The 25,585-nt window shown below is 34.6% G+C and carries 26 protein-coding genes, 1 tRNA gene and 1 other RNA gene; 12 read left to right on the plus strand and 16 right to left on the minus strand.

Annotated elements, in window-relative coordinates:
* Positions 1-98: 98 nt before the first annotated feature.
* Positions 99-995 (minus strand): type II methionyl aminopeptidase, encoded by an 897-nt coding sequence (gene map / locus ACOQN3_RS02950; RefSeq protein WP_420545000.1) that lies wholly within the window; start codon positions 993-995, stop codon positions 99-101.
* Between the two features lie 73 nt (positions 996-1,068).
* On the opposite strand from map, the gene ACOQN3_RS02955 reads away from it, so the two are divergent.
* From ACOQN3_RS02955 to ACOQN3_RS02970, 4 genes are all read left to right on the plus strand, one after another.
* Positions 1,069-1,142 (plus strand) — tRNA-Pro (locus ACOQN3_RS02955).
* A gap of 144 nt (positions 1,143-1,286) precedes the next feature.
* Entirely contained in the window at positions 1,287-1,538 is a 252-nt protein-coding gene (locus ACOQN3_RS02960) for a hypothetical protein (protein WP_420545001.1), read from the plus strand.
* 192 nt (positions 1,539-1,730) lie between these two features.
* The gene (locus ACOQN3_RS02965) at positions 1,731-4,967 is read left to right on the plus strand and encodes a lamin tail domain-containing protein (RefSeq protein WP_420545002.1); all 3,237 of its coding nucleotides are present in this window, start codon (positions 1,731-1,733) and stop codon (positions 4,965-4,967) included.
* A 32-nt stretch (positions 4,968-4,999) separates the two neighbouring features.
* Positions 5,000-5,494 (plus strand): DUF367 family protein, encoded by a 495-nt coding sequence (locus ACOQN3_RS02970; protein WP_420545003.1) that lies wholly within the window; start codon positions 5,000-5,002, stop codon positions 5,492-5,494.
* Here the strand turns inward: ACOQN3_RS02970 and ACOQN3_RS02975 are convergent.
* Positions 5,491-7,962, minus strand: a complete 2,472-nt coding sequence (locus tag ACOQN3_RS02975; RefSeq protein ID WP_420545004.1) for an ABC transporter substrate-binding protein — start codon at positions 7,960-7,962, stop codon at positions 5,491-5,493. The genes ACOQN3_RS02970 and ACOQN3_RS02975 overlap by 4 nt on opposite strands.
* A gap of 91 nt (positions 7,963-8,053) precedes the next feature.
* On the opposite strand from ACOQN3_RS02975, the gene ACOQN3_RS02980 reads away from it, so the two are divergent.
* Positions 8,054-8,689 carry a hypothetical protein gene (locus ACOQN3_RS02980; protein WP_420545005.1) on the plus strand — a complete coding sequence of 212 codons (636 nt, stop codon included), beginning with the start codon at positions 8,054-8,056 and terminating at the stop codon, positions 8,687-8,689.
* On the opposite strand, the gene ACOQN3_RS02985 is transcribed toward ACOQN3_RS02980, so the two are convergent.
* From ACOQN3_RS02985 to ACOQN3_RS02995, 3 genes are read right to left on the minus strand one after another with little or no spacing between them, the layout of a single operon-like run.
* On the minus strand, positions 8,673-10,421 hold the full coding sequence (locus ACOQN3_RS02985) for a DUF2070 family protein (protein ID WP_420545006.1): 1,749 nt from the start codon (positions 10,419-10,421) through the stop codon (positions 8,673-8,675). The genes ACOQN3_RS02980 and ACOQN3_RS02985 overlap by 17 nt on opposite strands.
* 7 nt (positions 10,422-10,428) lie before the next feature.
* Complete coding sequence (locus tag ACOQN3_RS02990) at positions 10,429-10,593, minus strand: preprotein translocase subunit Sec61beta (RefSeq protein WP_420545007.1); 165 nt, start codon at positions 10,591-10,593, stop codon at positions 10,429-10,431.
* Between the two features lie 42 nt (positions 10,594-10,635).
* Positions 10,636-10,962, minus strand: coding sequence for an Sjogren's syndrome/scleroderma autoantigen 1 family protein (locus ACOQN3_RS02995; protein ID WP_420545008.1), 327 nt, complete (start codon positions 10,960-10,962; stop codon positions 10,636-10,638).
* Between the two features lie 98 nt (positions 10,963-11,060).
* Here ACOQN3_RS02995 and ACOQN3_RS03000 point away from each other — a divergent pair, with 98 nt between their 5' ends.
* Together ACOQN3_RS03000 and ACOQN3_RS03005 are read left to right on the plus strand one after the other, a co-directional pair.
* Complete coding sequence (locus ACOQN3_RS03000) at positions 11,061-11,369, plus strand: translation initiation factor (RefSeq protein ID WP_420545009.1); 309 nt, start codon at positions 11,061-11,063, stop codon at positions 11,367-11,369.
* Between the two features lie 6 nt (positions 11,370-11,375).
* The gene (locus ACOQN3_RS03005; protein WP_420545010.1) at positions 11,376-12,365 is read left to right on the plus strand and encodes a CPBP family intramembrane glutamic endopeptidase; all 990 of its coding nucleotides are present in this window, start codon (positions 11,376-11,378) and stop codon (positions 12,363-12,365) included.
* Here ACOQN3_RS03005 and ACOQN3_RS03010 read toward each other — a convergent pair.
* The 3 genes from ACOQN3_RS03010 to cofD form a co-directional block, all read right to left on the minus strand.
* A complete protein-coding gene (locus ACOQN3_RS03010; protein WP_420545011.1) occupies positions 12,354-13,262 on the minus strand; it encodes a transcription initiation factor IIB in 909 nt (302 codons plus the stop codon). The genes ACOQN3_RS03005 and ACOQN3_RS03010 overlap by 12 nt on opposite strands.
* A gap of 98 nt (positions 13,263-13,360) precedes the next feature.
* Positions 13,361-13,999: a 2-phospho-L-lactate guanylyltransferase gene (cofC, locus tag ACOQN3_RS03015; protein ID WP_420545012.1), complete on the minus strand. Its 639-nt coding sequence runs from the start codon at positions 13,997-13,999 to the stop codon at positions 13,361-13,363.
* A gap of 1 nt (position 14,000) precedes the next feature.
* Positions 14,001-14,921, minus strand: a complete 921-nt coding sequence (cofD, locus tag ACOQN3_RS03020; protein WP_420545013.1) for a 2-phospho-L-lactate transferase — start codon at positions 14,919-14,921, stop codon at positions 14,001-14,003.
* A gap of 114 nt (positions 14,922-15,035) precedes the next feature.
* Between cofD and ACOQN3_RS03025 the strand changes: the two genes are divergently transcribed.
* Positions 15,036-16,412, plus strand: a complete 1,377-nt coding sequence (locus tag ACOQN3_RS03025; protein ID WP_420545014.1) for a hypothetical protein — start codon at positions 15,036-15,038, stop codon at positions 16,410-16,412.
* 18 nt (positions 16,413-16,430) lie between these two features.
* Here the strand turns inward: ACOQN3_RS03025 and rnpB are convergent.
* The 7 genes from rnpB to ACOQN3_RS03060 all read right to left on the minus strand — a co-directional run bounded on the left by rnpB (position 16,431) and on the right by ACOQN3_RS03060 (position 21,196).
* Positions 16,431-16,710: RNase P RNA component (gene rnpB / locus ACOQN3_RS03030), an RNA gene on the minus strand.
* A 31-nt stretch (positions 16,711-16,741) separates the two neighbouring features.
* Positions 16,742-17,371, minus strand: coding sequence for a class I SAM-dependent methyltransferase (locus tag ACOQN3_RS03035; protein WP_420545015.1), 630 nt, complete (start codon positions 17,369-17,371; stop codon positions 16,742-16,744).
* A gap of 7 nt (positions 17,372-17,378) precedes the next feature.
* Positions 17,379-18,593, minus strand: a complete 1,215-nt coding sequence (locus ACOQN3_RS03040; protein ID WP_420545016.1) for an NAD(P)/FAD-dependent oxidoreductase — start codon at positions 18,591-18,593, stop codon at positions 17,379-17,381.
* Positions 18,594-18,640: 47 nt separating this feature from the next.
* Positions 18,641-18,850 (minus strand): hypothetical protein, encoded by a 210-nt coding sequence (locus ACOQN3_RS03045; RefSeq protein ID WP_420545017.1) that lies wholly within the window; start codon positions 18,848-18,850, stop codon positions 18,641-18,643.
* A 259-nt stretch (positions 18,851-19,109) separates the two neighbouring features.
* Positions 19,110-19,871 (minus strand): SDR family NAD(P)-dependent oxidoreductase, encoded by a 762-nt coding sequence (locus ACOQN3_RS03050; protein WP_420545018.1) that lies wholly within the window; start codon positions 19,869-19,871, stop codon positions 19,110-19,112.
* A 43-nt stretch (positions 19,872-19,914) separates the two neighbouring features.
* Entirely contained in the window at positions 19,915-20,790 is an 876-nt protein-coding gene (locus ACOQN3_RS03055; protein ID WP_420545019.1) for an NAD(P)-dependent oxidoreductase, read from the minus strand.
* A gap of 19 nt (positions 20,791-20,809) precedes the next feature.
* The gene (locus ACOQN3_RS03060; protein ID WP_420545020.1) at positions 20,810-21,196 is read right to left on the minus strand and encodes a hypothetical protein; all 387 of its coding nucleotides are present in this window, start codon (positions 21,194-21,196) and stop codon (positions 20,810-20,812) included.
* Between the two features lie 82 nt (positions 21,197-21,278).
* On the opposite strand from ACOQN3_RS03060, the gene ACOQN3_RS03065 reads away from it, so the two are divergent.
* The 4 genes from ACOQN3_RS03065 to artG all read left to right on the plus strand — a co-directional run bounded on the left by ACOQN3_RS03065 (position 21,279) and on the right by artG (position 24,475).
* The gene (locus ACOQN3_RS03065) at positions 21,279-21,644 is read left to right on the plus strand and encodes a C2H2-type zinc finger protein (RefSeq protein ID WP_420545021.1); all 366 of its coding nucleotides are present in this window, start codon (positions 21,279-21,281) and stop codon (positions 21,642-21,644) included.
* 569 nt (positions 21,645-22,213) lie between these two features.
* Entirely contained in the window at positions 22,214-22,876 is a 663-nt protein-coding gene (locus ACOQN3_RS03070; RefSeq protein ID WP_420545022.1) for a DsbA family protein, read from the plus strand.
* The gene (locus ACOQN3_RS03075; RefSeq protein WP_420545023.1) at positions 22,877-23,362 is read left to right on the plus strand and encodes a hypothetical protein; all 486 of its coding nucleotides are present in this window, start codon (positions 22,877-22,879) and stop codon (positions 23,360-23,362) included.
* A 180-nt stretch (positions 23,363-23,542) separates the two neighbouring features.
* Complete coding sequence (gene artG, locus ACOQN3_RS03080) at positions 23,543-24,475, plus strand: thaumarchaeosortase (RefSeq protein WP_420545024.1); 933 nt, start codon at positions 23,543-23,545, stop codon at positions 24,473-24,475.
* Here artG and dinB read toward each other — a convergent pair.
* Complete coding sequence (gene dinB, locus ACOQN3_RS03085) at positions 24,472-25,566, minus strand: DNA polymerase IV (RefSeq protein WP_420545025.1); 1,095 nt, start codon at positions 25,564-25,566, stop codon at positions 24,472-24,474. The genes artG and dinB overlap by 4 nt on opposite strands.
* Between the last annotated feature and the right edge of the window lie 19 nt (positions 25,567-25,585).

Below are 25,585 nucleotides of genomic sequence, written 5' to 3' on the forward strand. Positions count from 1 at the left end.
CCACGATATTCCTTCTCCTTGTTCTCTGAACATTAAACCTCCACATTTTGGACATGGCCTTATCTCTTCACTCAAATTACTTCTATAATTGATGTGTTTTATTGTGCTTTAGTAGTTATTGTTACTCCGTCTTCTAACGGGATAAAGGTATGTTCTGCTTGAGCTACTCTTTGCTCGTTGACCTCAATTAATACTGGATATGCCTGAACCGCTTTTTTCTTAACCAATATGTCTAACAACTCTCTTGCCTTTTTCTCTTCGATTTCTGTCGTAATCCATCTTAATGCAAATGGCAACATGTTAAAATTTTCCCAGATAAAATCAAGAAGCTTATCTGCTTCCTCATTTTTTGTTTTTTTCCTGGAATTCAACGCAAAGATATTTTTTATTTGTCCATTTCTAACGAATCCTCCTCCTTGTTCAGTTGTCACAAATGGTTCACATGCATAAGCTGAATTCTTGGACAATGAAAATCCACCAATTGACCAAATATTTGGGATTGATTTGCCTGCATGAATTGTGTACTGATCCAACGAATGCCCACTTAGATTTGCAATTGGCTTGCATCCTAATTGTTTGATTGTGGTTTCAATTGCTCTGCCAATGTCGCTTGCCTTGACTCCGTCTTTTATCATTGCCATTGCATTTCCTAATGCCTCTTCGGCTGCATTGACAATACCGTCAAACTGTGCATCATAACAAACAGTCACTGCTGTGTCTGCAATGTATCCGTTAATTTGAGCACCTAGGTCGATCTTTACCAAATCCGTGTCTTTAATCATGATTGGATCATTTGGTTCTGCCGTGTAGTGGGCTGCGACTTCGTTAATACTTGTATTTACAGGAAAAGCACATTTGGCTCCTCTTTTCTTAATTTCACCTTCAATCTCCTCACATATCTCATAAACTGTTTTACCTATCCAATTCTTTTTTCTTACATTCTCTCTTACTTCTGATGCAATTTTCCCTGCCTTGACGTAATCTTCTATATTCACGTCTCTGATCCTTTTTTTTGCCTTTAAAATGATTATCTGTGAAGCTTAAATTGGGCAATTTTTAGGATTTACTGGGATCGTGGTCTAGCTTGGTATGATTCTGCGTTTGGGACGCAGAGGTCGCGCGTTCAAATCTCGCCGATCCCATATCATCATTATCTTATTATCAAATAGGTTCCTACTGTTTGTGCCGAGCAATGAGGAAGAGTTAGAGTGATGACTTTGAAATGAAGTGAATTAATGGCTCTGAGCTCCGGCATCTTTTTATGAATTCTGTCATTCTAGAAATTTGTGAAATTTGAGAAAAGAGATGTTATTTTAATTACAGGTTTGTTACTTTTCATGGTAGGTTTGTTGCCTTTTATGGCTCCTCTTTATGCTGTACTTATCGTATCTTTGATGTATTTTGGAGTCAAATTCTATGTTGGTAGAAGAACAAAGTTGATTCAGAGGGATATTGGATTAGAAGGACTCTGTATGGACTGTGGTTCTAAAATTGTAAATAAAAAGTGCCCTCATTGTGACATTTCTGACAAAGAATAAGTCCTTCGTATGCCTTAATACTAAAAAAACTATTTTTTACTGTGGTTTTAAGATATATGACTTTAACAAACAGCTCAACTTTTACTCTATTTCATTCTAAAATGAGTCTGTTTTTCAATCAAAGTAGGTCAAAACAATATGAACAATAATTTGATGTTGGTATTTTCATTTTTTCTACTTGCTGGCCTTATTGTGCCTGCATATGCTCAAACAACAGATGATCATATTGTAATAAATGAAGTAGACACTAATCCTCCAGGAGATGACGCTAAAACAATATCTGAATGGGTTGAGATTTACAATCCCACTGACTCTGAAGTTAACTTGGGAAATTGGAAAATAGCATCAACTACCGTATTGAAAAAAACAATGACTATTTCTGAAGGAACTATAATCAAACCTGGACAATTTTTAACATTCTCATACCAACCGATTTGGTTTACTGATTCTGGAGATTCAATTGAACTACTAGATCCAACTGGTGCTCTGATTGACAAAACTCCAACTATCACAGACATTAAAAATGATTTTACATCTTGGCAAAGAATCTACGATGCTTATGATTTTGATAATTTTGATGATTGGAAATTTGTAACATCTACGGCAGGATCATCTAATGGAAAACTCGTATTAAATGAAGATGTTGGAAACGTCTCTGTGACAATTTCATCTGAAAAAGACTCCTATGTTTTTGATGAAGTTGCAGTTCTTAAAGGTAGTATTTCCGAAGAAGTCTTTATTTACAAACCATTTTTCCAACCTGAACAAATTGTAGTTGATATTACTGGACCTGATTTTTTCAAAACTTTGACTCTTTATCCAGATCTTAACAAGAATTTTCAAACTAAACTCAGCTTACATCAAATCCTTGGCATCAACGAGGGTTCTTATGATGTTTCAGTTGAATATGCCGGAGCAACTTCATCTACCACTTTTTCAGTAGGTATGCAAACAACTGAAAAAGAAGAGATTGTTGATTCTGCACTTACTTTGATAACTGATAAATCTCAATATATTCCGGGACAATCTGTCTCTCTTATTGCTACTTCTTCTGAGATGATTCCATTTGAAGGAATGACATTTACCATTACTGATCCTGATCAAAAAGTTATTGCTAATGGAAAATTGTTTCCAGTTGATGGGAAATTTACAACAAGTGTCTATATAACAACTGTGAATCCCGCATTTGGTACATATCAAATCAATGCTGAATATGACAAGAAATCAATTCAATCTACATTTGATGTTGTCGAAGATATCAAAGAGGATGTATCTATATCGCTGTGGACTGACAAAACTGCATATGAATTAGGAGAGCAGGTTCACATAACTGGCAGGCTAAATCAAGTTTGGGTTGCCACAATGAATCTGGAAATATTGCAAACCAAACAAACTTCTATTGGAAGTTCTTCTACTGGCAGTGCTAGTGGTTTCAAAATTTTAGATGGTGTTACAATTCTAGGTGATGGATCTTTCAAGTATACTTTTACTATTCCAGATAATGATAAAAGATTGGGAACCTATCAAATTATGGTTTCACAAGATATAGGTTCTGCTAAAAAGGTGATTCATGCCGTATCTGACCCAGAAGCCTTTGTCGCATCTGATGAACCTATAACTTTGAATTCTGATAAACAAATGTATGAAATTGGAGATACTATCCTCCTTAATGGATTTATTGAAGATCCATTTGGCAATTCTAGCTATACCTCTGGAACTCCGGTAAAGATATCTATTACTCATGAAGATGGCACTCCATTAGAAATTGTTGGTTTGTCTTCAGGTTCTAAAACCAGACATGATGGCGGTGTGATTGTGTCTTACGACTTTACAGCAATACCTGAGACATCTGGAAGTTTTTCTACTCAAATTGACATTCCTAAAAATATTTTCATTGAGGGTGGTTATCTTGTTACTGCAAAATATTTAGACGATGTTGCAACTCTGCCATTTCATGTTGTTGATCCTCTAAATTTGACAGATGGTGCACAAATTTCTCTTGACAAAGAGGTTTATGGTCTTGGAGAATCTCTGAGTCTCGTCGGTGTTATTCCTCCAAGCGGAGCTAGTGCAGTTGATATCTCTCTCACAAAACCTGATGGCACTGTAATTAATTCTGGAAGTACTATTGATAATCAACGCTTTTCTTGGTCTTGGAAAACTCCAATTGCTGAAAAAGTTCAGAATATAAAAACAGATGATGGGAGAGATGTAATCAAATCAAACTTTGGTGTCTATAAGATAAAAGTATCCACTGACTCATTTAGCAAAGATTTGTTCTTCAAAGTATCCTCTGATCCTGAAAATGATTCTCTCTCTACTGTACCTATCTTTGTAACTACTGAAAAATCTCTATACCAAGCTGGGGAAAAACTCAAGGTGGAAGGTAATGTTATCAAACGTGATCAGGGTGATGAAGGATTGGTAGTTCCTGAACGTGTTGTTATAAAAGTACTTGATGGTGAATTCCCATATCCTCAAATTCATGAATCTTCTGTATATCCAGATCAAGGTGGCTACTTTTCTAGTCTCTTTGAATTGCCTCCAACTGTCTTTAGTGAGGGCCCCTACACTGTAAAGGCATTGTATCTTAGGGCTCAAACCCAAACCACTTTCAGTGTTGTAAATGACTTTGCCTTTGGTTCTGATGAACCAGTTTCTTTATTGTTGAATACTGATAAATCTGAATATCATCCTGGAGACACAGTTACAATAACTGGAAAACCAAACAAGTTAATTTATTTGGAAGAATTTGATGTAAGCATTATTAAAAAATCTGATTCTGAAATAACCTGTGGCTCCTTTTATTGTGGTAAACATATGGGTCCAGTTACTACTGTTCGTCCCGGACCATCTGGCTCTTTTACTTATCAATTTGTAATTGATGAATCCTCTTCTTCTCTCGGCTTGTATGAAATTACAGTTGATGCTGATTTTGAAACCAAATCATTGACTTTTATTGTGACTGAAAAACCTGAATTGCCAATCCTTAGTACTCTGATTGACAAAGTTAACCGAATATCTGAACAACAAATTCCTATCCTTGTAGAGGACAAAACCTCAAATGATGTACTTTTTGAACCTAGAGTCCTTTCTGGCTCCATGATCACTCCTTCCAGAGGAGAAGAATCAAATGTTAATCTACAGGTGTCTACATTTTCTGGTACTTGTGTTATTGGAAGCGATAAGAGTTGTTTGATTAGTGAATCTACTAGACAACCAGGGAAAATTTATGAAGTTGTAGAAGTTGATGGTGTTTCTCTTAATGTGAGATATAGTGGGCCTGATGTACGACTAGAGAAATTTAGCATATTGCCTGAATCCTTTGATGAATTCTTACCTGATACCATATGGAATATTGAAATTATAAAAGATGGCGAACAAGTTTCTCGCTTTTATTACAAAATTACCTACAAACTTTCTGAGTAAATTCAAAATATTACCAGTATGATATTTTTAATATGAAACTACAAGTCTTGATGTTCTATCAGGATGATCCTAGAAAATGTACTGCTGCAAAGATTGTTAAATTTGGTCTTGCATCTAAAACTAAAAGAATCAATTCTAAAGGATTAGTTTTGGATCCTTTTTCTGAAAAAACACTACTTCCTAAAGATAAATCTCTTGTTAACTCTATAATTGGAATAGATTGTTCATGGAATCTAGCTAATCAAGCCTTCTCCAAAAATTTCCATGGCATCAAAAGAAAACTTCCTCCTCTCTTGGCTGGAAATCCTGTGAATTATTCGAAAATCAACAAACTTACTACTGTGGAGGCTATTTCAGCTTCGTTAATAATTATGGGCATGACTCATCAAGGATTGGAGTTGCTAGACAAGTTCAAGTGGGGTCATACGTTTTATGATCTTAATAAAAACTTGTTAGAGGAATATTCGAAAATTGAAAATGAAGATCAAATTCAAATAATTCTAAAAGAATATGGTTTGTCTGCTTAATGCTTCTTAAGATGAATCCATAGTCCGGCAATCATTGCTAATATTACTGGAATTACAATAACTACAATTTGAAAATATGAGTCATTTTCTTTTGTAAGACTTACGTTATTTTCATATGTTCCAGTTGGAATATTTTGAATATTCTCCACAACAAAAAAACTAGATTCGTAAAAATCTGGTTTGAAGACTGAATTTGAAATTGCAAATAGTTTGATATTGTTTGCTCCTAGACTTAACCTTTCAATCTCATCTGATTCTATCTTGATGGTTTCCTTTTCCGAATTGATATTCAAAGCATCTGACGATATAGTTGTTCCTTTACTGTCTGTCAAAAAATACATGATTGAATCTACAAAGTTTGTTTTAACTTCAATAACCAGATCTTTATTTTTTTGAATTATCTTCTCCATTTTGATTTCTTTGATTGTAGGATAATCTGTTTTCTGAAATTCTTTCCATTTTCCAGCTGCAAATGGGTATGAATCATCTTCAAATGCATTCACAGTAATCGTTCTTGATTCCGGCGTATATGACTCCAAATAATATGGACCGTTGCTGATTATTGCATGATTTTTGTTTTCAATCCACTCAATCGATTTTTGATATCTGTCGTTATAATGTGAAATACTGTTGCTGTTTTCTTTAATAATTGAGGGGGGCATGTGACTGTTGTCTCGGAATTTCTCCAAATACTCTTTGATGATTACTGCATCGTTTGGGATGATTAATGATAGCCAATTTACATTATTGTTTGTAGCACCTGACCTTGAAAATGATAATTTTCTATCTTTTACCGCATTTTCCATTGCTGCCGATATTTCCCATGGTGTTGAACTCCATAATAATGCCCAATCTGAAATTTCTCCTTCATCAAAATGCCAATAGTCTACATAAACCTCAATTGTGTTCTCATCTATCGGGATTATTCCTTTGATAGTCTTCACACTTTGCGCTGCTCTTGGCGTAAATTCTGTATCAAAAGTTTTGTCGTTTTCATCTGTCTGAGTGCCCCATTCAATTGTAAAGTATAGTGAATGTATTATGTCATTCATATCCATTTTTACCCCATTGTGCCAATTGCTGAATATAAAATCAAAAGTTACCTTACTTGTTGCAAGAGTGTCTTGTCCAACTTTTTCCCATTTTTGTGATTTTGGATCCCATATTATTGCATCTTGAGGAATTTCTAATTTTCCATCCGGTCCATTTGTTTCAACATTCCAGTTTGCCCTAACAGGAAACGTCTCTCCCGTAAAAGGATGCTTAAATGTACCTGGATCCGAAACTACTTCCCAAATTTGTCTGCTGTATGTATCTGTTAAACCCATTACTGGATTCCATGCTCCTTGATAGATCTGTTTTACTCCTATTACCAACTCATCGTTGTCTGTTTTGGCATTTATTGGAGTGAATCTACTTGGGACTCCTGCACCGAAGTCATTAACTATTCCTTCTACTCTTTTGTTGGCAACGTACTGGTCTGTTTTACTAGCTAAGAAAATTCTTACTGATTCATTGACTCCTTCTGTTATTGCTTCTTGAATTATTTCTGCTCTTTCGATAGGTGATTTGAAATCTCCAGTGTATACTTGCTGGGTTAATTCATCTAGTTTGTCATTTTTGTAGTTCCAATATGATGGCTCATTAAATCCTGGCATGTATGAAAACCATGGCGCATACATCTGCCCTAATCCTACTGAATCATATCTGACAAATGTAGATCTTCCCCATCCTTCTGTGTACATACTCCATTTCATCTCTTTTGGATCAGATCCATAAACTACCACAAATGCCTTGTTAAGATCTCCAAAGTCTTTTTTGACTGTAAAGCCTATATTTTGCAATTCTGATGCCAAAATCTCTCCAATTGATTTTCTAACTGGATCATCAATTCGTACAAAAATTGTTATCTCGATTGGTTTTGAATCAAAATACCATGTGTCATTTTGTTTGACTGCTCCTCTTTCTTCCATCGTGTTTGATATGATCTCTTCTGCTAGTGTTGGGTTATATCTGAAATTAAATTTCTCTAAATCTTCAATTACAGTAAGATATTCTGGATCTGATGGTCCGTAATATGACGTGATTGGAATTCCTGAACCTCCCATGAGTTCATTTACAATTAATTTTCGATCTATTAGGTAGTTGAGTGCAAATCTTGCATCTTTATTTGAAAATGGATTAAACTTGTCTGATTCTGCAGGGTTTACAAGAATACTGTATGATCCTCCTGTGGAGTCAAATATCTGCAATCCTTTTCTTGAATCTTGTTCTTCTAATCTGTCCGATGATATTCTTTGATAATAAATATCCAAGTTTCCATTTCTTATTTCTTCTAATGCAGTGTTTTCATCAAGGTATTGGATGAACTTTACAGAATCAAAAAATGTATTCTTTTCAGCGTATACTTCATTGCCAATGAATAAAAAAATTGAAAGAGCTAGTGTGATTACTAGCCATTTTTTCATATTGCTTATCTCTAAATCTTGTAATAAAACCTATTTCTTGATCCAATCCCTCTTCCTAAAACCTATATTTTCTATGGTATCAACAACCCCATTGAGAATTCATCCAAAAATGATTGTTGGTTTATCTGGTATGATACCTGGAGGTGTCTCAATTGAAGACTTTTGTGCTGCAACTAAAATGACTCCCATTGATTCAAGAAAGTTTCTAAATGAACTGCTAAAAAATCAAATTGGAACAAAGCAAGATGATAATTACTATTTTGAAGATGGTGACAAGTTAAAAACCGCTATTGCTTTACTAGAGCAAGGATTTCCAATAGATGAAATTTCAATTGCTCTGGATTGGAGGGATTTTGAAGGATTAACTGCTGAAGTTTTATCTTCTAAAGATTTTGCTGTCATAAAAAATATGATTCTCACCAAACCTAGAATGGAGATTGATGTAATTGGAATAAGATTGGGAGTTGCTTTGCTGATTGATTGTAAACATTGGAAAAGATCCAACCGTTCATCTTTAACTGCCGCAGTTCATAAGCAAATCCAAAGAACAAAAAAATACGTTGAAAAAACACCTGGTTCTAGCGGTGTCCCGATAATTGTTACATTGTATCAGGATGAAATTAATTTTATTGAAAATGTTCCTATCGTGCCCATTTTCAAATTTGCGTCATTTGTAGATGAATTCTATGGAAATTTAGACCAGATGAAGACTATAGGAACAAACTAGTAATGAAAAATAATACTCCACCTATTGCAAATCCTTTTGTAATTTTGAGGGAGTTATCTAGTGCTTTTGAATAATCTTGATAAATTCCATCTCCCATTATCTTCACTTCTGTCTCATTTTCTAAAATTTCAAATTTAGCCGATGTTGTTTTTGCCTCTGCGTTTTTAGCAATCTCTAACATCCATTTTGAAAGCTTGTCTGCTCCTGTGATTAATCCTAATTGATAGTATCCATTTCTGTTTCTAGCTTTGACTGGTGCGTAATGCGTATCTGAAGTGCATATTTCAAGTAGTGTGTATTCTTTTTTTGCAAAATTTTCTATGATTTTCTCTCTTATTCCATTTTCCATGTTGTTCGCATCTGCCCATCCTAGAAAATATTTTTTATCGTCTATCTTTAAACAAACTATTCCTAATCCTCCCATGCCTAAATCTTCTGTCCATACATCCATGTCATCTGAATTTGCATATCCAAACTCGATTGGGAAGCTGTCTTTTTGTATTAAAGTGTCTAAGCAGGATTTTGCAGCTTTTAACATGTCTTCTCCGTCCTCCTTTGAAATTTCTGCGCCCATTGCATTGTGGCAGTCTACTATCATCGTTCTATTGTAATTTCTATTCTTTGCATATTGCTCAATTTCTATTTTCATGTAGTTTGGAATGTCTTCCATTCCGTGTGGTGACAATGATAAAAACAATAATGGATTATTGCCAAAAAGTAAGCCTATTACTCTGGCTTTGTTTATTTGTACTGTTACTGGTTCTGTGCACTTGAGTCCTTCTTCTTTGACTTCACTGTTTTCTAGATTTTTTAAATAATTCTCGACTTCATTTTTTGATGGTAAATTTAGAGCATGATCTGAAATACTGTGCATTACCATTGCAGATGAATTCAAATTTTTGTAAATGAGATATGGTATGTTACTTCCTCCAACTGGATGGTATGGACCAGGATGGATTTCAGGTAACACCATTCTAAATTGTATTTCTCCATCTGGTGAGGATAATTTTATCTGTGATGTGGATACTTTTTTTTCACTTGAGCGCTGCTCCATTATCTCTTCTGCTTCTGTGAAATCATTTCCTTGTGATGCAAGATATGCTTGAATTGTTTTATGAGTACTATGCATTCCTGGTCTTCCTGCCCTGTCTGTAAGTATGGACCATACGCTGGCGATGATCATAAATGATATTCCATATCCTAATGCTATTGGATTATTCAATATGGGAAACCACATGTCTTGAGGAATTAAGACCAGAAACATTGCTAATGGTTGGACAAAGCATATGGCCCATGCTTTTTTGATACTTGCTCCTAATGTTGTTGTGTAAATTCCTATCCTGAAACTGGCAAACAGGAACATTCCTAGTACTAGGAAAAAAAATGATGCCTCTTTTGATAGTACTATACTAGCTAATAATCCCATAAGAAGGGTGACTATCCATAACATGTTTCCAAATAAAGATGAGTGTAGAGACTTTGAGTATTCCTTCTTTTTTGTGAATCTGGTGTCTAGCAATTGAGTTACAGCTAGTACCACTATTATTCCTGGAAGTCTATACCATACCTCATTGACGTCAAAATTATTAGGATATCCAAAATATGTTGTAATTGCAATGACTGCAGCTATTGCCAACGATGCAGCTAGAGAGAAATAATGTGACGATGGGTTCACTAGAGTAAGGGAAAACCTATTGTGTATATTTGAAACATCATCTGGTGCTTTTTCCATTGTTTTTTCACGGAGAAAGGAAGATATCGATTACCCATGAAATTGAAATTAGGCTAATGGGAATTGATACTACAATTTTTGGATCTATCTTGAATCCTTTTGTCTCATCTTCAAAGAACCTCATGAGACCTCCACTTGATGCTGGAAGTGGGGCTGATTTCTTACTGCTCATTACATTTCGAAAATCCTGACTTTAACATAAATACTTTATTGTTCATTTTTTTATTTTCTCCATGGTTTCTATTATGGATCTAATTGACTGTAAGATCCCTTGTTGTTTTTTATGATCCTCTTCTTGTTCAAGGTCTTTTGATAACTTTTCTAGTTTTAATTCCAATGTCTTTTCTAACTGTGATTTTGGTTTTGGTGGTTCTTTTTCTGGGATATCCCTTTTTTCAGGCTCTTTTCCACACCCAATACATAGTGCATGTCCTTCTTTCATCACTCTTACTCCTGAACAATATGGACATGGTTCACTGAGTAAAGTCGCACCTTTTAGTAACATTTCTGCAGCTTTCTTAGTCAAATTATTATCCGTCATCGTTTTCCCTCATTTTTGTAATTAAAAAATACCTTGTTTTCTTTTGATTGTACTCAAACAAGGCTTAATAGTACGTATTATTGAATTTATTCGAATAAATGGCAGTAATTTGTAATACTTGTGGTCTTCCCGAAGATCTATGTGCTTGTGGTGAGCTTGCCAAAGACAGTACTAAGATTATCATTCGATTAGAAACTAGAAGATTTAAGAAAAAAGGTACTATGATTGAGGGCTTGGATCCCAAACTCAATAATTTAGAATCTGTTGCCAAAGATCTCAAAAACAAATATGCTTGTGGTGGTACTGCAAAAGAAGGATATATTTTCTTACAGGGTGATCATAGAGATACTATCAAGGATACTCTGATTACTCTTGGATTTCCTGAAGACAGCATAGAATTACATTAAACCAAATTGCAAAACTCCAACAAATTACTTCAAGCTATAGGAATTCCATATACTGCACTTTTATCGGTAATGCTTGGTTTGTTTTTGGTTTCTTTTCCAATGGGAATCTATGTTGTATTTGAAAGTGAAATTGGTGATGACATAAATTTTGAATATCCTTTTAGTTATCTCAAATTATTTGAAGGCACTTCATTTTATCAGTCCAATGTTGATGTTAGTATAGGTGATGTCTTTGTTGTTTTATGGATTTTCTATGTGATTCTTTTTACTATTGCTCTTCTTGGGCCCAAACAAAATTTTTTGAAATCTATTTCTCCTATGATTTCATCTGGAAACTTCTTTTCCAAATTAAATTATATGGTTGGCGTTACAAAATGGTTTTCAATTTTGATCTTAGTTTCAGCTTTGATCAATACTGTTCAAGAAAAATTTGGTATTGTAATAACTTCTCCTACTGCAACTAATGACTTGATTCAATTTTTTTATGTTAGTCTTGCACCTGTGATGGAAGAATTTGGGTTTCGTTTGTTGTTGATTGGAATCCCTCTTTTCGCTCTTTACTCTAATAGATCCTCTCTGAAATATTTCTTAAAATCACTTTGGAACCCCGATAATCTGAATATCTACGACTCCAAAAAAGCAATTCTGTTAATTGTATTTGTTGGGGTTCTTTTTGGATTTGCTCACATTGCATTTGGGGAATCTTGGAGTCATGGAAAATTTGCCCAAGCTACTGCAAGCGGAATTATTCTTGGATGGGTCTATCTTAGATATGGGTTTGTAGCCTCAGTTCTTATTCATTGGGCTACAAATTATTTTATTTTTTCATATGCCAACTTTGTTTCTCAATTAAATTCTATTTCACTGGAATCTGCTTTTTCTCATTCCTTAATGTCTTCATTAGAGTTGTTGTTCCTAGTTTGTGGAGCAGTGTCTGTTTCAGTATTATTTACTAGTAGGTTTTTTTCTAAAACTGAATTTGATTTAGAGGTCTAGTGCCACCTTCAAACCTTTGTATCTATTTCTAATTGTAACTTCTGTTACCCCTGCTGCTTCTGCAACATCTCTCTGAGTTTTATTTTCTCCATTGGTAACACATGCGACATATAGCGCTGCTGCTGCCAATCCCATTGGATCTTTGCCTGCTGAGATTTTTCTTTCTTCTGCTGTTTGCAATATTTTTGTAGCTTTTCTCTTTGTCTTTTCTGATAACCCTGATTTACTTGCAATTCTGGCAATACACTTGATAGGATCTACGACTGGCATTTTCAAATTCAACTCTCTTAACAATAAACGATAACATCTTGCAATGTCTTTTCTCTTAATGTTGCTTGCTTGTCCAATATCTTTTAGTGTTCTTGGAGTCTCTGTGTCTCTACATGCTGCATATAATGCTGATGCAATCAGTGCTGAAATAGAACGGCCTCTCACCAATCCTTTTTCCAAAGCTTTTCTGTAAATGTATGCCGCCTTTTCAATAACTGCATCCCCAACTGCAAGCTTGTCTTTTAATCTGTCTAATTCACTAAAAGCTTGTCTAAAGTTTCGGTCTACTGGTTCATGTACTTGGCTTCGGCTATCCCATGTTCTAAGTCTCTCAATTGTACTTTTCATGGATGCAGTTAACGGTTTTCCAGTAGCATCTCTGTTTTGAGGATTGATTACAGTTGCTAGTCCCATATCGTGCATAGCAAGTGATGTTGGAACTCCTGCTCTGCTCTTATTTTCACCTTCATTGGAAAAAGATCTCCATTCTGGCCCTGATTCTTCTACTTTGTCTGTAATTACAAAACCACATTTGCCACAGAAATTTTCCCCTGTGTTTGCATCTGTAACTAGGGTTCCTTTCCCACATCTTGGACATCTGTCTTTTGGATTTATCGCCTTAACCATTTATTTCTCAAAACCTTTTATGATAATATTTAACATTTTCTAAATTATCACTTATAAGTCTGTTGTTGATCGACAAAAAGTAGTATTTTATGTTTTTATTACTTTTCTTCTAGTATTTCCTTAATCTTTTTCCCTACATCTGGTTTTTCATTTTGCTGCAATAGAAATTCTAAATCTTCTATGTTGTCTACGTCCCACATTATTCTTTTTACAAAAACCATTGCCACATTCAATGTATGTTTTTTGGCAATATTCATATGGATTTTGTAACTATCTTCATCGTAATGTGTTTCCATCAAATCTGTTGGCATCCTCATCAATGCATTGGTGCCATCAAATCTTCTTGACGGTACAATTATTGCAAAGTTTGGCGGAGCTTTGTAGTTCAGCATGAAATCAATGTCTTGAGTTTTAATGTATGGTATGTCTTGTGGAAATACAATTGATGCATGAAAATTATTTTCAATTAGATATTTGTCTGCAAGAGAAACTGCATTATTTACGCTTTCTTCTTTCTCATCTATAATTGTAATTGTATTGAATTTTTTTCCAATCTCGATTGCCTTTTCTTCTTTTGTCACGATGATTGTTTTTTCTATTTGCGGTGATATTGATATCGTATGTAAAATTTCTTCTAACATAATTTCACATAATTTCTGTTTTTGAGATGATGATATATCTAACCGTGTCTTTGCATTGGCAAAAGTTTTCACAGGGATTATTGCTGCTATTTTCAAATCAGACGTGTACTTGTTTTAGTATAAAATTTGCTAAAGCTTCTTCTGCAATTTTATTTTTCATAGTTATCTTTGTTTCAAAGACTTTCATGTCTAGACTTTGAATTTTCTTTGATAGCATTCTGTCTTTTGCATCTACAATAATGTTGGAACACACATCTGAATACATCTTTGCCAAACCATATGCATTTGATTCAATACCTGCTGCTTGCATGTATTTTGCTGCCGGCCCACTTATTGCATTATCTCCAATTAGCGGACTAACTGCAACCACTTTTTTCTTAATTTTTGATAATTCTTTTCTTATTCCTTTAATTTGGAGCATTGGGCCTATTGATGTCAGTGGATTTCCTGGAGCCAATATTACCATGTCTGCATCATGTATTGCATTTACTGCTTCTGGATTAGGTCTTGCTTTGTCTGCACCGATGTATTGAATTCCTTCTACAGGATCTTTTCCTCTGTGTTTTACCCAATACTCTTGCAAATGTAATTCTCCTTTGTCTGTAATTATTCTTGTTTCTATGCTGTTGTCTGTAACTGGTATGATGTTTGCACTAACTGCAAATTTTTCACACATCCATTTTGTAATGTCACTTAGATTCTTTCCATTCTTTAACATGTTTGTTCTGATAAGATGTGTAGCTGCATCTCTGTCTCCTACTCTGAACCATGTCTCTTCTCCAAAAACTTCCATTTGGCGCAAAAAGTTGAATGTGTCTTTTTTAATTCCCCATCCTCTTTCTTGGTCAAGCAAATCTGCTAATCCATAAACAATGGTATCGATGTCTGGGCATACATAAAGACCGTATAGCCAATAATTGTCTCCTACATTGCTGACTACGTTGACTTTTGATTCTTGAGATACTAGTCCACGAACTAATTTTACTGATCCTGTTCCCCCTGCTAATACTGTAATCATTACATTCTCTCCTAAAACTGCAAAGTCTTATTTTATCACTCCATATTACCTTTTCAAATAGCGTCGATCATAATCTTGGATAAGTTTATTACTGTTGTATTGTCGCCTTTATTCGTGTCTAGGGCTTTAGTTTTAACAATTTTACTTGCTGGGCTTGTGGTGGTTGGAACTAGTGGTTCTACTGCATGGGCTGCCCAATTAGATGCTAGAATTAATCCAAACAATGAATCATCTCCCTTTAAGATGAATTACCAAAAAACAGTTTTCATTGAATATCCAAACGGTGGAAACCTCTTTGACATCTTGCAAGGCAAAGAGTGGACTATATCTGGAACAGCTGATTCTTCAAACCCTGGAGTTCAGGAACTTATGGCAGAACTAAATCAAGGCATCATAGAGGATGGTAGCCATGCAAGAATTTCTGACTTGAATGTCGCATATGATTTCCACTTGAAAGCAAGAAATATCAATACTTCAGTTGATTATCGTGTTATTATTGAAGGCACTCTTACTGATTATGTAATCACTGATGATGGTCAAAGAAGTCTGGTTGACTTGGGTTGGAGAGGTTTGAGTACTGATAAACCAATTACCATTGACGGAGTTGAAATTAATATTCCGATTAACATTTTAAGAGATCAAGAACCTGAAGCATATGCAATTTTGGCAGGAACTGAAGCTGATACTGTTCTTGACAAACACTTGATTAATGCTGATTTTATTTTAGAACAACCATTAACTAACTGGCACTTTTTGTTTGATCCTACTGGAATTAACGTAGATGCTGGAACCTTTGGACTAAGTGAGGATATTGCAGGATTTGTGGTGTCCAGCTGGACTATGGGTGAAAGCAGCATAAGAGAAGGACGTCAAGTTGAGAGAGTGTTTGAGGCACAAGTCTCCTCTGATCAAACTTACTTTGTAAGAAGTGTTCAATCTAGTGATCAAGGCAACCTTTACACCATTGGATTTGGTTCATTGGATATGTTGGATGGTGTTGAAATAGCAGGTGTTACTGCAACTCCTCCTGAAGGTTATGCGACAACATCTACTGGTGACTTTCCAATTTTCATAGTTTATGGTATGGCTGGCATGGCTGCTATTGCAGGAATTGCGTTCTTCTTTGTTAGTAACAGAGCTCTAAAGAATGAAAAAGTAGGACAACAGGGAATTGATCCAAGTAATTTAGTTGGATATCAAACAAGTTCCTCTTCAGGCGGATACCAAACAAACAGAGGAGAAGCCCAACTAAGAGGGGATTCTGATTACCAGCAAACTCGTAGCGTTTATGAGGGTGAATCAAGCTCCCAACAAGCACCACCCCCACAACAAGAACCTGCATCTAATCAAGAAGAGGCTGCATGTGGTTGTGCTGCTTCTGCTGAAATGGGTTCAGAATGTGATTGTGAAATGCAAGGTTCATGTTTGTGTGATGCAACATGTAAGTGTAATGCCGATATTTGTAAAGAACAAGTTCGTTCAATGAGTTAATTTTAGTAAAAAAATTTTGTGTGCTGGGAGTAACCCTCCTTCTGTTTTCACGATATTTCGCTTTGCAGCCTACCTGAACCAAGTACAGGATCTTTGGGTTCTGTTTGGCTTTGCTCCATATGGGTCGGCTTTTTTCATTCCTTTTATGGGAACCTCAGGTTTTACCATCATAGTACTCCATATTGGATTCTTTTCTGCTCCGTTGCCAACCATCTCTGGTTATCCATCTCCGGATCATATTTCCTGTATGGAGGGAGGAGTTTCCTCTGCCTTAGCAGCGTTTCGTGCTCCAGCTCACACTTTAAACAAACTGCTATTGGATTTGAGTATTACTTTGTTCCTTTAGTGCCTATGATGAATAATGTTCCTAGTTCACGTTTCCATTTCTTTTTGTTGTGGGGATCTTTGATTTGTTTTATTTTGACACTAAAACCCGCATTTTTGAACATGTCTTTCCATTCTTTTTTTGAATGAAGGTGCATCTGAATTTTCATAATCTCTGCCCATCTTCTAGTTGCATTATTTTCTGTATAGAAATCTGTGCCACAAAAAAACTGTCCACCTGGTTTTAGAATTCTGTATATTTTTGCTAGGGCCTTTTCTATTGAATCTGAATAATACAGTGCTTCCATTGAAAAAATAAAATCAAATTTCATCCTTGAATTCATAGATTCTATATCTGTGACAATGAATTTTTCTTTTGAACTTATTTTGTTTTTATTTGCCTGTTCAATCATCTTCTCACTCTTATCTATTCCAACTACCTTCTTGCAATTTTCTTCTTCAGCTATTTTTCTTACTGTCCATCCGTTACCACACCCTACATCCAGAAACACAAATGGCTCTTCAAATTTTATTGATCTTAAAAATTTTGAAACATTTTTTCCATGCTCAATTTCCATTAACTCGGCTTTTCCATTTTTTGCCCAGGTGTTAAATTTTTTTCTAACCTTATCCATGATTGTTCTATTTTTTGTTTTTAATTAAATTGAATAGTTGCCTTACAGCAAGCTTTGGATGATGTGTTGCTAATTTAACCATGTTTGAGAGGCCAAATTCTGCCTTTATGAAATCAAGAAATTCTTCAGAACTCAATTCTTTAATAATATCTAATTCTCTATCCCATTCTTCATCTGATAATCCTATCCATCTATTCTGTACCTTTACAGCTGAGTTTATTTTTGATTCTACTTCTTTTCTCCATTTTTCTTCATATGTGTTTAATGCTGATTCGTCTGTTCTTCCATTTTTTATTGCGTTTGATGATATTTCTCCTGCTAATCTTCCAAATTTTATTGCATATCTGATTCCTTCTAAAACAAGCGGATTTGCTTGTCCTGCAGAATCTCCTACCAATATCAAATTATTGAACACAGTTTTTCTTGAAACTCCTTCGTTTGGAATTAAACCATAATGGAATTCTATCTGCGTTATGTTTCCTAAATCCTTTATTGGTCCAATTTTAGAATCTATTAATTCTTTTAATCTCTGTTTAGGGTCTACATTTGATTCTGGTTTTCCTACTCCTACTCCTATTCTTACAATGTTATTTCCCAGAGGAAAAATCCATGCATATCCTGCAGGTGAATATTGTTGCCCAACCATCAACCACCATGTTTGAGAGTCTACATGTTCTACTTTGACTTCGTATTCTGCCCCTGCCCCAAATCTTTTCCACTGTTTAACAAACCCCATAGCTTTTCCAACTGTAGATGGAAATCCTGTAGCATCTATTATCATCTTAGACAAAAATGTCATCTTTTCATCTGGATTTGTTGCCTTTACTCCTACAATGTCATTTTCTTCATTTTTTATTACCTCATTTACATTTGTTTTAACAAAAATATCTGCCCCAGCTTTTTTTGCCTCTTCTGCTAACCATCTGTATGTTTTTCGAACGTCTAAAACTGCGGCTCTTGCAACTGTGTCGCTTATTGTTACTGTGTTGTTTGGAGAACAAAATGAAAAATTTTTGATTGTATTAAAGCAATTGTCTGGAATTCCAAATTCCTTTATGTTTTGAATCCATGTTACTCCACTTGTTCTAACACTTTCTGCAATTGTTTCTTCTTTTTCAATTAGTGCTACTTTAATTCCATTTTTAGCTGCCACATAAGCTGCAGATGATCCTGCTGGCCCTCCTCCCACTACAACTAAATCATAATGATGTACTTTGGACAATCTCTTTGAGTTCTCTGGACTAAAATATAATTCTGAGGCAAAAGGTGCTATTTCTTTAAAACTGGGGTTCCCGTTGAATCATTTTCTCTTTCTGCATCAAACGTCTCCATGTGTGCTGGATCCCTGTGCATATAGCTATGTGTTTCTCCTTCTTTTTTACGACAGAATTTTGAATGAATTGTCTCTTCAATTTTTAGAGTTGTCTCGTTCTCATGAAAAAGACGCTTTCCACAATCAGGACAAGTCCACTCTGGCATAAATTAACTCAAAATCAAATCTATTTAGATGTTTCAGGCTTTGATATTTCTTCAAAATTACTTTAATCCTAACCTTTAGATGCTTTTTTGTTAAACTTGTCTTGTGGAAGAATCTCAAATTTTGTCTTTTGTAATGTGGTCTGTAGTGACGGGTATTGCAATGACTGTGACTGGTATAAGTTATAGATCTTATTTGAGAAAAAAGGGTAATAGGTTTGATGCTTCTTGAAAATATCTAAATTTATCTCAAAGCATTTTACTATCCTTCTGAAGCAGTCTTTCCACCGTCTACATTGAGTATTGTTCCTGTAACCCAATTGGCTTCATCTGATGCCAAATACAGTACTGCATTTGCAACATCTATTGGCTCTCCGATTCTTGCAAGAGGTAATCTCTCTTCTAGTACTTTCCTTGCTTGAGGATCATCAAGATATGTCTTTATCATCCCAGAATTAATAATTCCTGGATTTACACAGTTACATCTTATGTTTTTTCTTGCATATTCTACTGCAATTGCTTTGGTAAACATAGAGATTGCAGCCTTTGTTGCTGAATACACTGCTAAATGTACTCTTTGAATTGCTCTTTCACCTGCAATAGATCCCAAATTTACAATTACTCCACTCTGTGCTTCTGTCATTTTTGAAAGAACTGCTTTTGTGATCTGGAATACTCCTGACATATTGACGTCCATCAGCTTTTTCATTTCTGAATCTTGCATTTGGTGAAAATGGACAGGATTGTTAATTGTGCCTGCATTGTTTACTAGTATGTCTATTTTACCATATGTGTCTGCCACTTGGGTTACTGCATGTAAAACCTGGGATTCATCTGTTATGTCACATGAAATTGAAACTGTGTTTTTTTCATTTCCTATTTCTTTTCTGGCTTTTTCCAAATCTTCGATTTTTCTAGCAATCATTACTACTTTTGCTCCTTCGTCTGAAAATCTTCTTACTATTTCTTTACCTATGTCACTCGAAGCTCCTGTAACAATTGCTACTTTGTCTTGTAGTCTCATGATCTATCGTGGTGGTTATAACTTATAGAATTTTTGTTGATTATCATTTATCGTTTATTTTTTTTATATAATTGATAATTCCTGTATAATCTATTTCTCCAAACCCTTCTTTAACTGCATCTTCGTAGATTTCTTCTGCTTTTTTTATCATTGGCAAAGTTATTCCTAATTCTGTCGCGGTTTTGTTCATTATGTTGATGTCTTTTTTTAAATTTGTCAGTGTGAATGTGGCATCATATTCCCCATCAATCATCTTATAGGCTTTTTTTTCACTCATGCCAGTTTTAAAATAAGTTGAATTCAAAATTTCAAGAAAAACTTTTGGGTCTGTTCCTGTTTTTTTCACTAAAGTGATTCCTTCTGCTAGCGATAGTGCCAACATGGTGATTTGTAGATTCATTGCTAACTTGACAGAATGAGCCACTCCGCTTTCTCCTAAGAAAAATAAGTCTTTAGCAATATTTGCTAGATTTTTTTTGCATTTTTCAAATGTCTTTTTATTTCCAGAAACCATCATTACAAGTTCTCCAGAAATGGCAACATTTGGACCTCCCATAACTGGTACGTCTATTTTATCAATCTTGTAATCTAGAAAATTACTTGTTATTTTTTTAGATTCAGTTGGATTGATCGTGCTCATATCTGCAACAATTAATCCTTCATGTTTGCCAAACACAATTCCGTCTTTTCCAAATGAAACTTCCTTGACTGCTTCTGAATCCTTGACAATTGTTATTACCAAATCTGAATTCATTGCAACTTCTTTTGGTGAGTTTACAATTATGCCTCCCTTCTCTTCAACCTGTTTTGTTTTCTCTCTTGTCCTGTTGAATGCTGTTATTTTATATCCTAAATCTAACAAATGTAATGCTACTGCATTTCCTAACATCCCAATTCCGATGATTCCTATTCTGTCCATCTACTTGATCACATTTCCTTTAACGCCTTTCTTCATCTTGAATCTCCCATTGCTTATTTCCAAATCTTGATACCGCAAATTCAATTTGACCTATAGTTTTATCACCTTTCTTGACTTTTGCATAATCAAATTTTTTCATTCTGAACACTCTTTCCTTTGGTTTGTATCCTCCCTCGATAACTTTTATCTTGAATCTTTTGCTTGCCTTGATGATTAGTTTTCTTGCAATCTGAACATCTCCCATCCATGAAAACATTTCAAAATCTCCAAAGTTTTTTGTACTAATAGAATATCCGTACAATCTTGCTTCTAATTTTAACCCTTGAGATTTTGCTTGTTCATTTAGCCACTGTGTTACCTCTTCTCCATGATCTTTTTCTACCCCAAATGTTTCTGAATCTCTCATTAATTTAAGGTCAAAATCTAATCCATAATAATCATTTTCAGAATGCTGTTAAACTAAAATAATGATCTATTTTTAAAAAATCATGCTTACTGTTGACTGTAAAGATGTTTTAGCAATACAAAATGATCTTGTTGTTTTTGTCTCAGACGAAATAGCTGCAATTCCTACTTTGAAGAATCATCAGTTCACCTTATCTACATTGGATGATGATTATATCGATACAGAAAAGGTTGTATCTGCCATTAAACAGTTTTTGGAATCTATTGGCGAAGAAAAAAATTTTGCCGTCATCTCTAATGCTGATTTAATAAGCATAAAATCCGTTTTTGGCAACTCTATTGAAAAAGAATCCGTAAATCAAGTTGAAATGTTCTCATGTAGTCATTGTGGATTTGTTACACAATATCAAATTGAACTAGATGTTCACATGAGAATCCATTATTTGTGAAAATTCTTTAGTAGACGTGGAATAAATTTTTCCTTAGTTGCATGCGAATCTGATGAAATAAAAAATTCGTATTGTACGAATCTCTTTTGATATTCTAATATGTACGATCTTGCAACTCTTTGATTTTTAAAATTAGTTCTTAGTCCATCTATTATGATTTGTTTTCCTAACATATCGTAAACTGTTATATTGTAATTTTGTTTGACATGATATTTCGTGCTAAGATACCATATGGCACCTAATATCACAACAAAAAAACATGTTACGGCTTTATCATAAAATTTTTCCATAATGTGATTTTCAACAGGATGTTTATAAGCACTAGTTGTTCAACTCAGACGTGGAAAAACAAACAAGAAAAAATGTGACCAAAATTTATTGTGAAAAATGTGATATGATATTTACTTCCAGAGATGAATTTAACAAACATTTTGATCGCCACTTTTCTGGTATTGCATGTGAGACTTGTCCCGTGGATACCGCAATTGAAAAATTTGTAAATCTATTTAGAAGAAACCAATCTCGTAATTTGGAATAAGTTTTTTTAATCTATTTTCTAATTTTTGAACGTGAACAAAAAGATATTTTCTATTGGAGTTATTTGTGCTGTAATTGGCATAGGTGTTACATTAACGTTATCTCCTAATTCTACTGAGACTGTAAATCTTGACATGGAGCGTACTCATGGTACGATTTCTACTGCAATGGGCTCTCCTATCTTGGGTAACCCTTCAGCTCCAATTACTATTGTTGAGTTTGGTGATTATCAATGTCATCAATGTTATGATTGGTTTCATAATACAAAACCTGCTATCTCAGAAAATTATATTGATACTGGTAAAGTTAATCTTGTTTTTGTAGACTTGGCTTTTTTGGGAAGAGACTCTCCTAAAGCAGCTGAAGCTACCTATTGTGCTGAGGATCAAAATGCATACTGGGATTATCATGATCTTCTATACATATCGCAAGAATCTAAAATTGATAATGGCTGGGCAAACTCAGAGCGACTTAAAGCATTTGCTTTTAGCTTAGGTCTTGATATGGAACTTTTTGAAAGTTGTCTTGACTCTGGAAAATACTCAAAACGAGTTCAATACAATGTCCAACAAGCACGAGATCATGGTGTGCGTGGTACTCCTGGTTTCTTTATAATTGGGCCTGATCAACAACAATTTGTTAGAGGTGCACAGCCTTTCTCTGTTTTCAAACAAATCCTGGATCCGATGGTCTAAATGACTTCTATGATACGGACTGTATTCTCAAATCTTTCATACATTGTATTATCTGTCGTAATTTTTTCTACCATGTTGGTTGGTTTGTTAATTGTATCTGAATACATTTTCTTAGAACCATATGTTGTTGGTCATATTCCTTCTGGAAGTGAATTTGGATTTGCACTAATTGTTATTTTGTCTGCATTATCCGCATTGGTAATCCCCCTGAATATTTTTAGAATTAAAATTCTAAAAACTTCAAAGCAAAAAATTGGCGGTGGCCTTTTTGGTTCAATAATTGGTGCTTCTGCAGGTGCTTGCAGTTGTGGTCCTGTAGGGTTTGCAGTTATCTCTACTTTTGGTTCCGTTGGTGCTACTGCTACTTCTTTCCTGACCAACTATGAAATACCAATACGAATTATTGCCATTGCCATCCTAATTCTCACCTACTTTACAACCATAAAATCATTAAAAACAGAATGTAGCATCAAACCTAAATCCTGATTCTTAGATTAAATACTTTGAATTTTAGATCTAAAAAACCATATCTTCTTCTCTGTATGGGTAGAATCTATTCTCATGGTTTGATATATTCTGTTGATACTTTTTAGTTGAATCTTGACTATTCAAAATTTTTTACACACGATGTCGAGCTATTTATTTGCCATTTTTGGGATACCCATAATGGTAAACTGGAATATTATATCGGGTATTATGATCATTTCAAGCCCTATCTTGTTTTCCATGATTGCTTTTCCTGATTCTATTGCATGGAGTTGGAATGAGGGGAGAGGCGGTTACTTTTTTGCACTTGTTTTTGTAGCAGCTGAGCTGATCGGATTAAAACTAGTTATATCTAGAAAGAGACTCCTGGCAGTAATTCCTATGGCGGTACTTACAATCGTGTATTTAATTTCGTTAGAATATGGCTTGAGGGATTACATTGTAGAATCTGCAACACAATTTGATGTTCAGTTAATTTACTCCTGGACTTGGATGTGGGACTTTATTGTTATGGCAATTTTTGTCGTTGTTGCATTGTCTGTATTTTTTGGAAAACGATGGATTCGAATTGCCCCTGCTGGACCAATTTTTCTAACTGGTACTGCAATTATTTTGTCTCTTGATGCGTTTTTCCCATATGATACACTGGGACCTTTACAATACATTGTTCCTTACTTTGTACAAGCAAACGTCTGGGTAATTACATTGCTAGATTTGGGAACTGCCATTGCTAGAGATAATGTGATGTTTTTGCGTGGTGACCATGGTTCAATGGCCTTGCAAGTTTTCTGGCCTTCTGCAGGAGTTCATAGTATCATAATTTTCTCATTAGTCATTGGAGCATTTATGCTAAAAATGAACATCCCTAGAAACAGAAAGGTTGGATACTTTATTCTGGGTATTATAGGAACAATCACTGTTAATCTTATACGAATTTTTTCTTTATCTTGGTATGCACTGAAAGTAACAACAGATCCAGTCGCGTGGGAAGAATATCATAAGATTGCAGGTGAAATAATGTTCTTACCTTGGCTATTTGCATTTATTTTAGTTGTTGTTTTGATTGAGTCTAGAAGACTAAAGAAATCAGAATCTCAATCCCAAACAAACTAGAAAAAATTAGTGATATCGCTTTGACCTTGTTTATCTGAAAGATCAGATACTCTTATTCCCAATCTTCTTATTGTCGTTGTTTGTGTGATTAGTGCTTCTTTTAACAATTGGTCTGAGACTTTTTCTAACTCATCAATATTTGATGTTGAGTTTCTTAGCATTTTTGATTTTGATTTATTGGACAAATCTGACTGAACAAAAGATATTCCTATGGATTTGAACATTTTATTATTCTTAATTATGATTTTGTGTAATTCTTTACATATTTCCTTCAAGTTTTCTCCTAGAAACTCATAATCTTTAGAATCTTTTTTGAGCGTGATTATTTTGCTATATTGCACGCTTGCTTCTCTCTCTTTGACTGGAGTGGAATCTATTCCTCTTACTGCATTATGGATATAGGTTCCATTTTTTCTTCCAAATTCTTTATTCAATGTAAATATGTCTAATTTTTTTAGATCCTGGATTTTTTCTAAACCCATGTCGTTCATTTTTCGTTCTGTTTTAGTTCCAATTCCTGGAATTTTTCTAATTTTCATTGGTTTTAAAAAATCTTCAACTTCATCTGGAGTAACAACTGTAAGCCCGTCTGGTTTTCTGTAATCTGATGCAATTTTTGAAATTAGTTTGTTAGGAGAAACTCCAATTGAACAACTTAGCTTGATTTTATCTCTTATTTCGTTTTTTATTTGCTGTGCTAAATGACTTGCATTTTTAAAATTGCTACCGATTCTATCTGTCACATCTAAATATGCTTCATCTTTTCCTACATATTCAAAAATATCTCCGTTATCTTTTATGATTTTCATTGCTTGCTCGGACATCTGTATGTAGTAATCAAAATCAACTCCTAGATAGACGGCGTCTTTTCTGTTTGCTAATTTATTTTTTGCAAAAGATATGGGCATGCCTGACTTGACTCCAAATTCTCTGGCAATGTAGTTTGCAGTTGCTATTGCGCCACTGTCTCCTCCTCTGTCTGAGAAAACACAAACACATACCGGTTTCGATTTTAGTCCCGAATCTCGAATTTCTTCACATTGGGCATAAAAATAATCAAAATCAATGTGGAACACTATCCTTGTTTCCAATAAGCATTCTTGTTTGGTT

This window comes from Candidatus Nitrosopumilus sp. (assembly GCF_965223225.1).
Classification (GTDB): domain Archaea; phylum Thermoproteota; class Nitrososphaeria; order Nitrososphaerales; family Nitrosopumilaceae; genus Nitrosopumilus.

Bases quoted from the DNA above. Each gene is read 5' to 3' on its own strand.
- ACOQN3_RS02970 (WP_420545003.1), top strand. From the start codon at position 5,000: ATGAAACTACAAGTCTTGATGTTCTATCAGGATGATCCTAGAAAATGT.
- ACOQN3_RS02975 (WP_420545004.1), bottom strand. From the start codon at position 7,962: ATGAAAAAATGGCTAGTAATCACACTAGCTCTTTCAATTTTTTTATTC.
- ACOQN3_RS02985 (WP_420545006.1), bottom strand. From the start codon at position 10,421: ATGGAAAAAGCACCAGATGATGTTTCAAATATACACAATAGGTTTTCC.
- ACOQN3_RS02990 (WP_420545007.1), bottom strand. From the start codon at position 10,593: ATGAGCAGTAAGAAATCAGCCCCACTTCCAGCATCAAGTGGAGGTCTC.
- ACOQN3_RS02995 (WP_420545008.1), bottom strand. From the start codon at position 10,962: ATGACGGATAATAATTTGACTAAGAAAGCTGCAGAAATGTTACTAAAA.
- ACOQN3_RS03000 (WP_420545009.1), top strand. From the start codon at position 11,061: ATGGCAGTAATTTGTAATACTTGTGGTCTTCCCGAAGATCTATGTGCT.
- ACOQN3_RS03010 (WP_420545011.1), bottom strand. From the start codon at position 13,262: ATGGTTAAGGCGATAAATCCAAAAGACAGATGTCCAAGATGTGGGAAA.
- cofD (WP_420545013.1), bottom strand. From the start codon at position 14,921: ATGATTACAGTATTAGCAGGGGGAACAGGATCAGTAAAATTAGTTCGT.
- ACOQN3_RS03035 (WP_420545015.1), bottom strand. From the start codon at position 17,371: ATGGATAAGGTTAGAAAAAAATTTAACACCTGGGCAAAAAATGGAAAA.
- ACOQN3_RS03045 (WP_420545017.1), bottom strand. From the start codon at position 18,850: ATGCCAGAGTGGACTTGTCCTGATTGTGGAAAGCGTCTTTTTCATGAG.
- ACOQN3_RS03050 (WP_420545018.1), bottom strand. From the start codon at position 19,871: ATGAGACTACAAGACAAAGTAGCAATTGTTACAGGAGCTTCGAGTGAC.
- ACOQN3_RS03055 (WP_420545019.1), bottom strand. From the start codon at position 20,790: ATGGACAGAATAGGAATCATCGGAATTGGGATGTTAGGAAATGCAGTA.
- ACOQN3_RS03060 (WP_420545020.1), bottom strand. From the start codon at position 21,196: ATGAGAGATTCAGAAACATTTGGGGTAGAAAAAGATCATGGAGAAGAG.
- ACOQN3_RS03065 (WP_420545021.1), top strand. From the start codon at position 21,279: ATGCTTACTGTTGACTGTAAAGATGTTTTAGCAATACAAAATGATCTT.
- ACOQN3_RS03075 (WP_420545023.1), top strand. From the start codon at position 22,877: ATGACTTCTATGATACGGACTGTATTCTCAAATCTTTCATACATTGTA.
- artG (WP_420545024.1), top strand. From the start codon at position 23,543: ATGGTAAACTGGAATATTATATCGGGTATTATGATCATTTCAAGCCCT.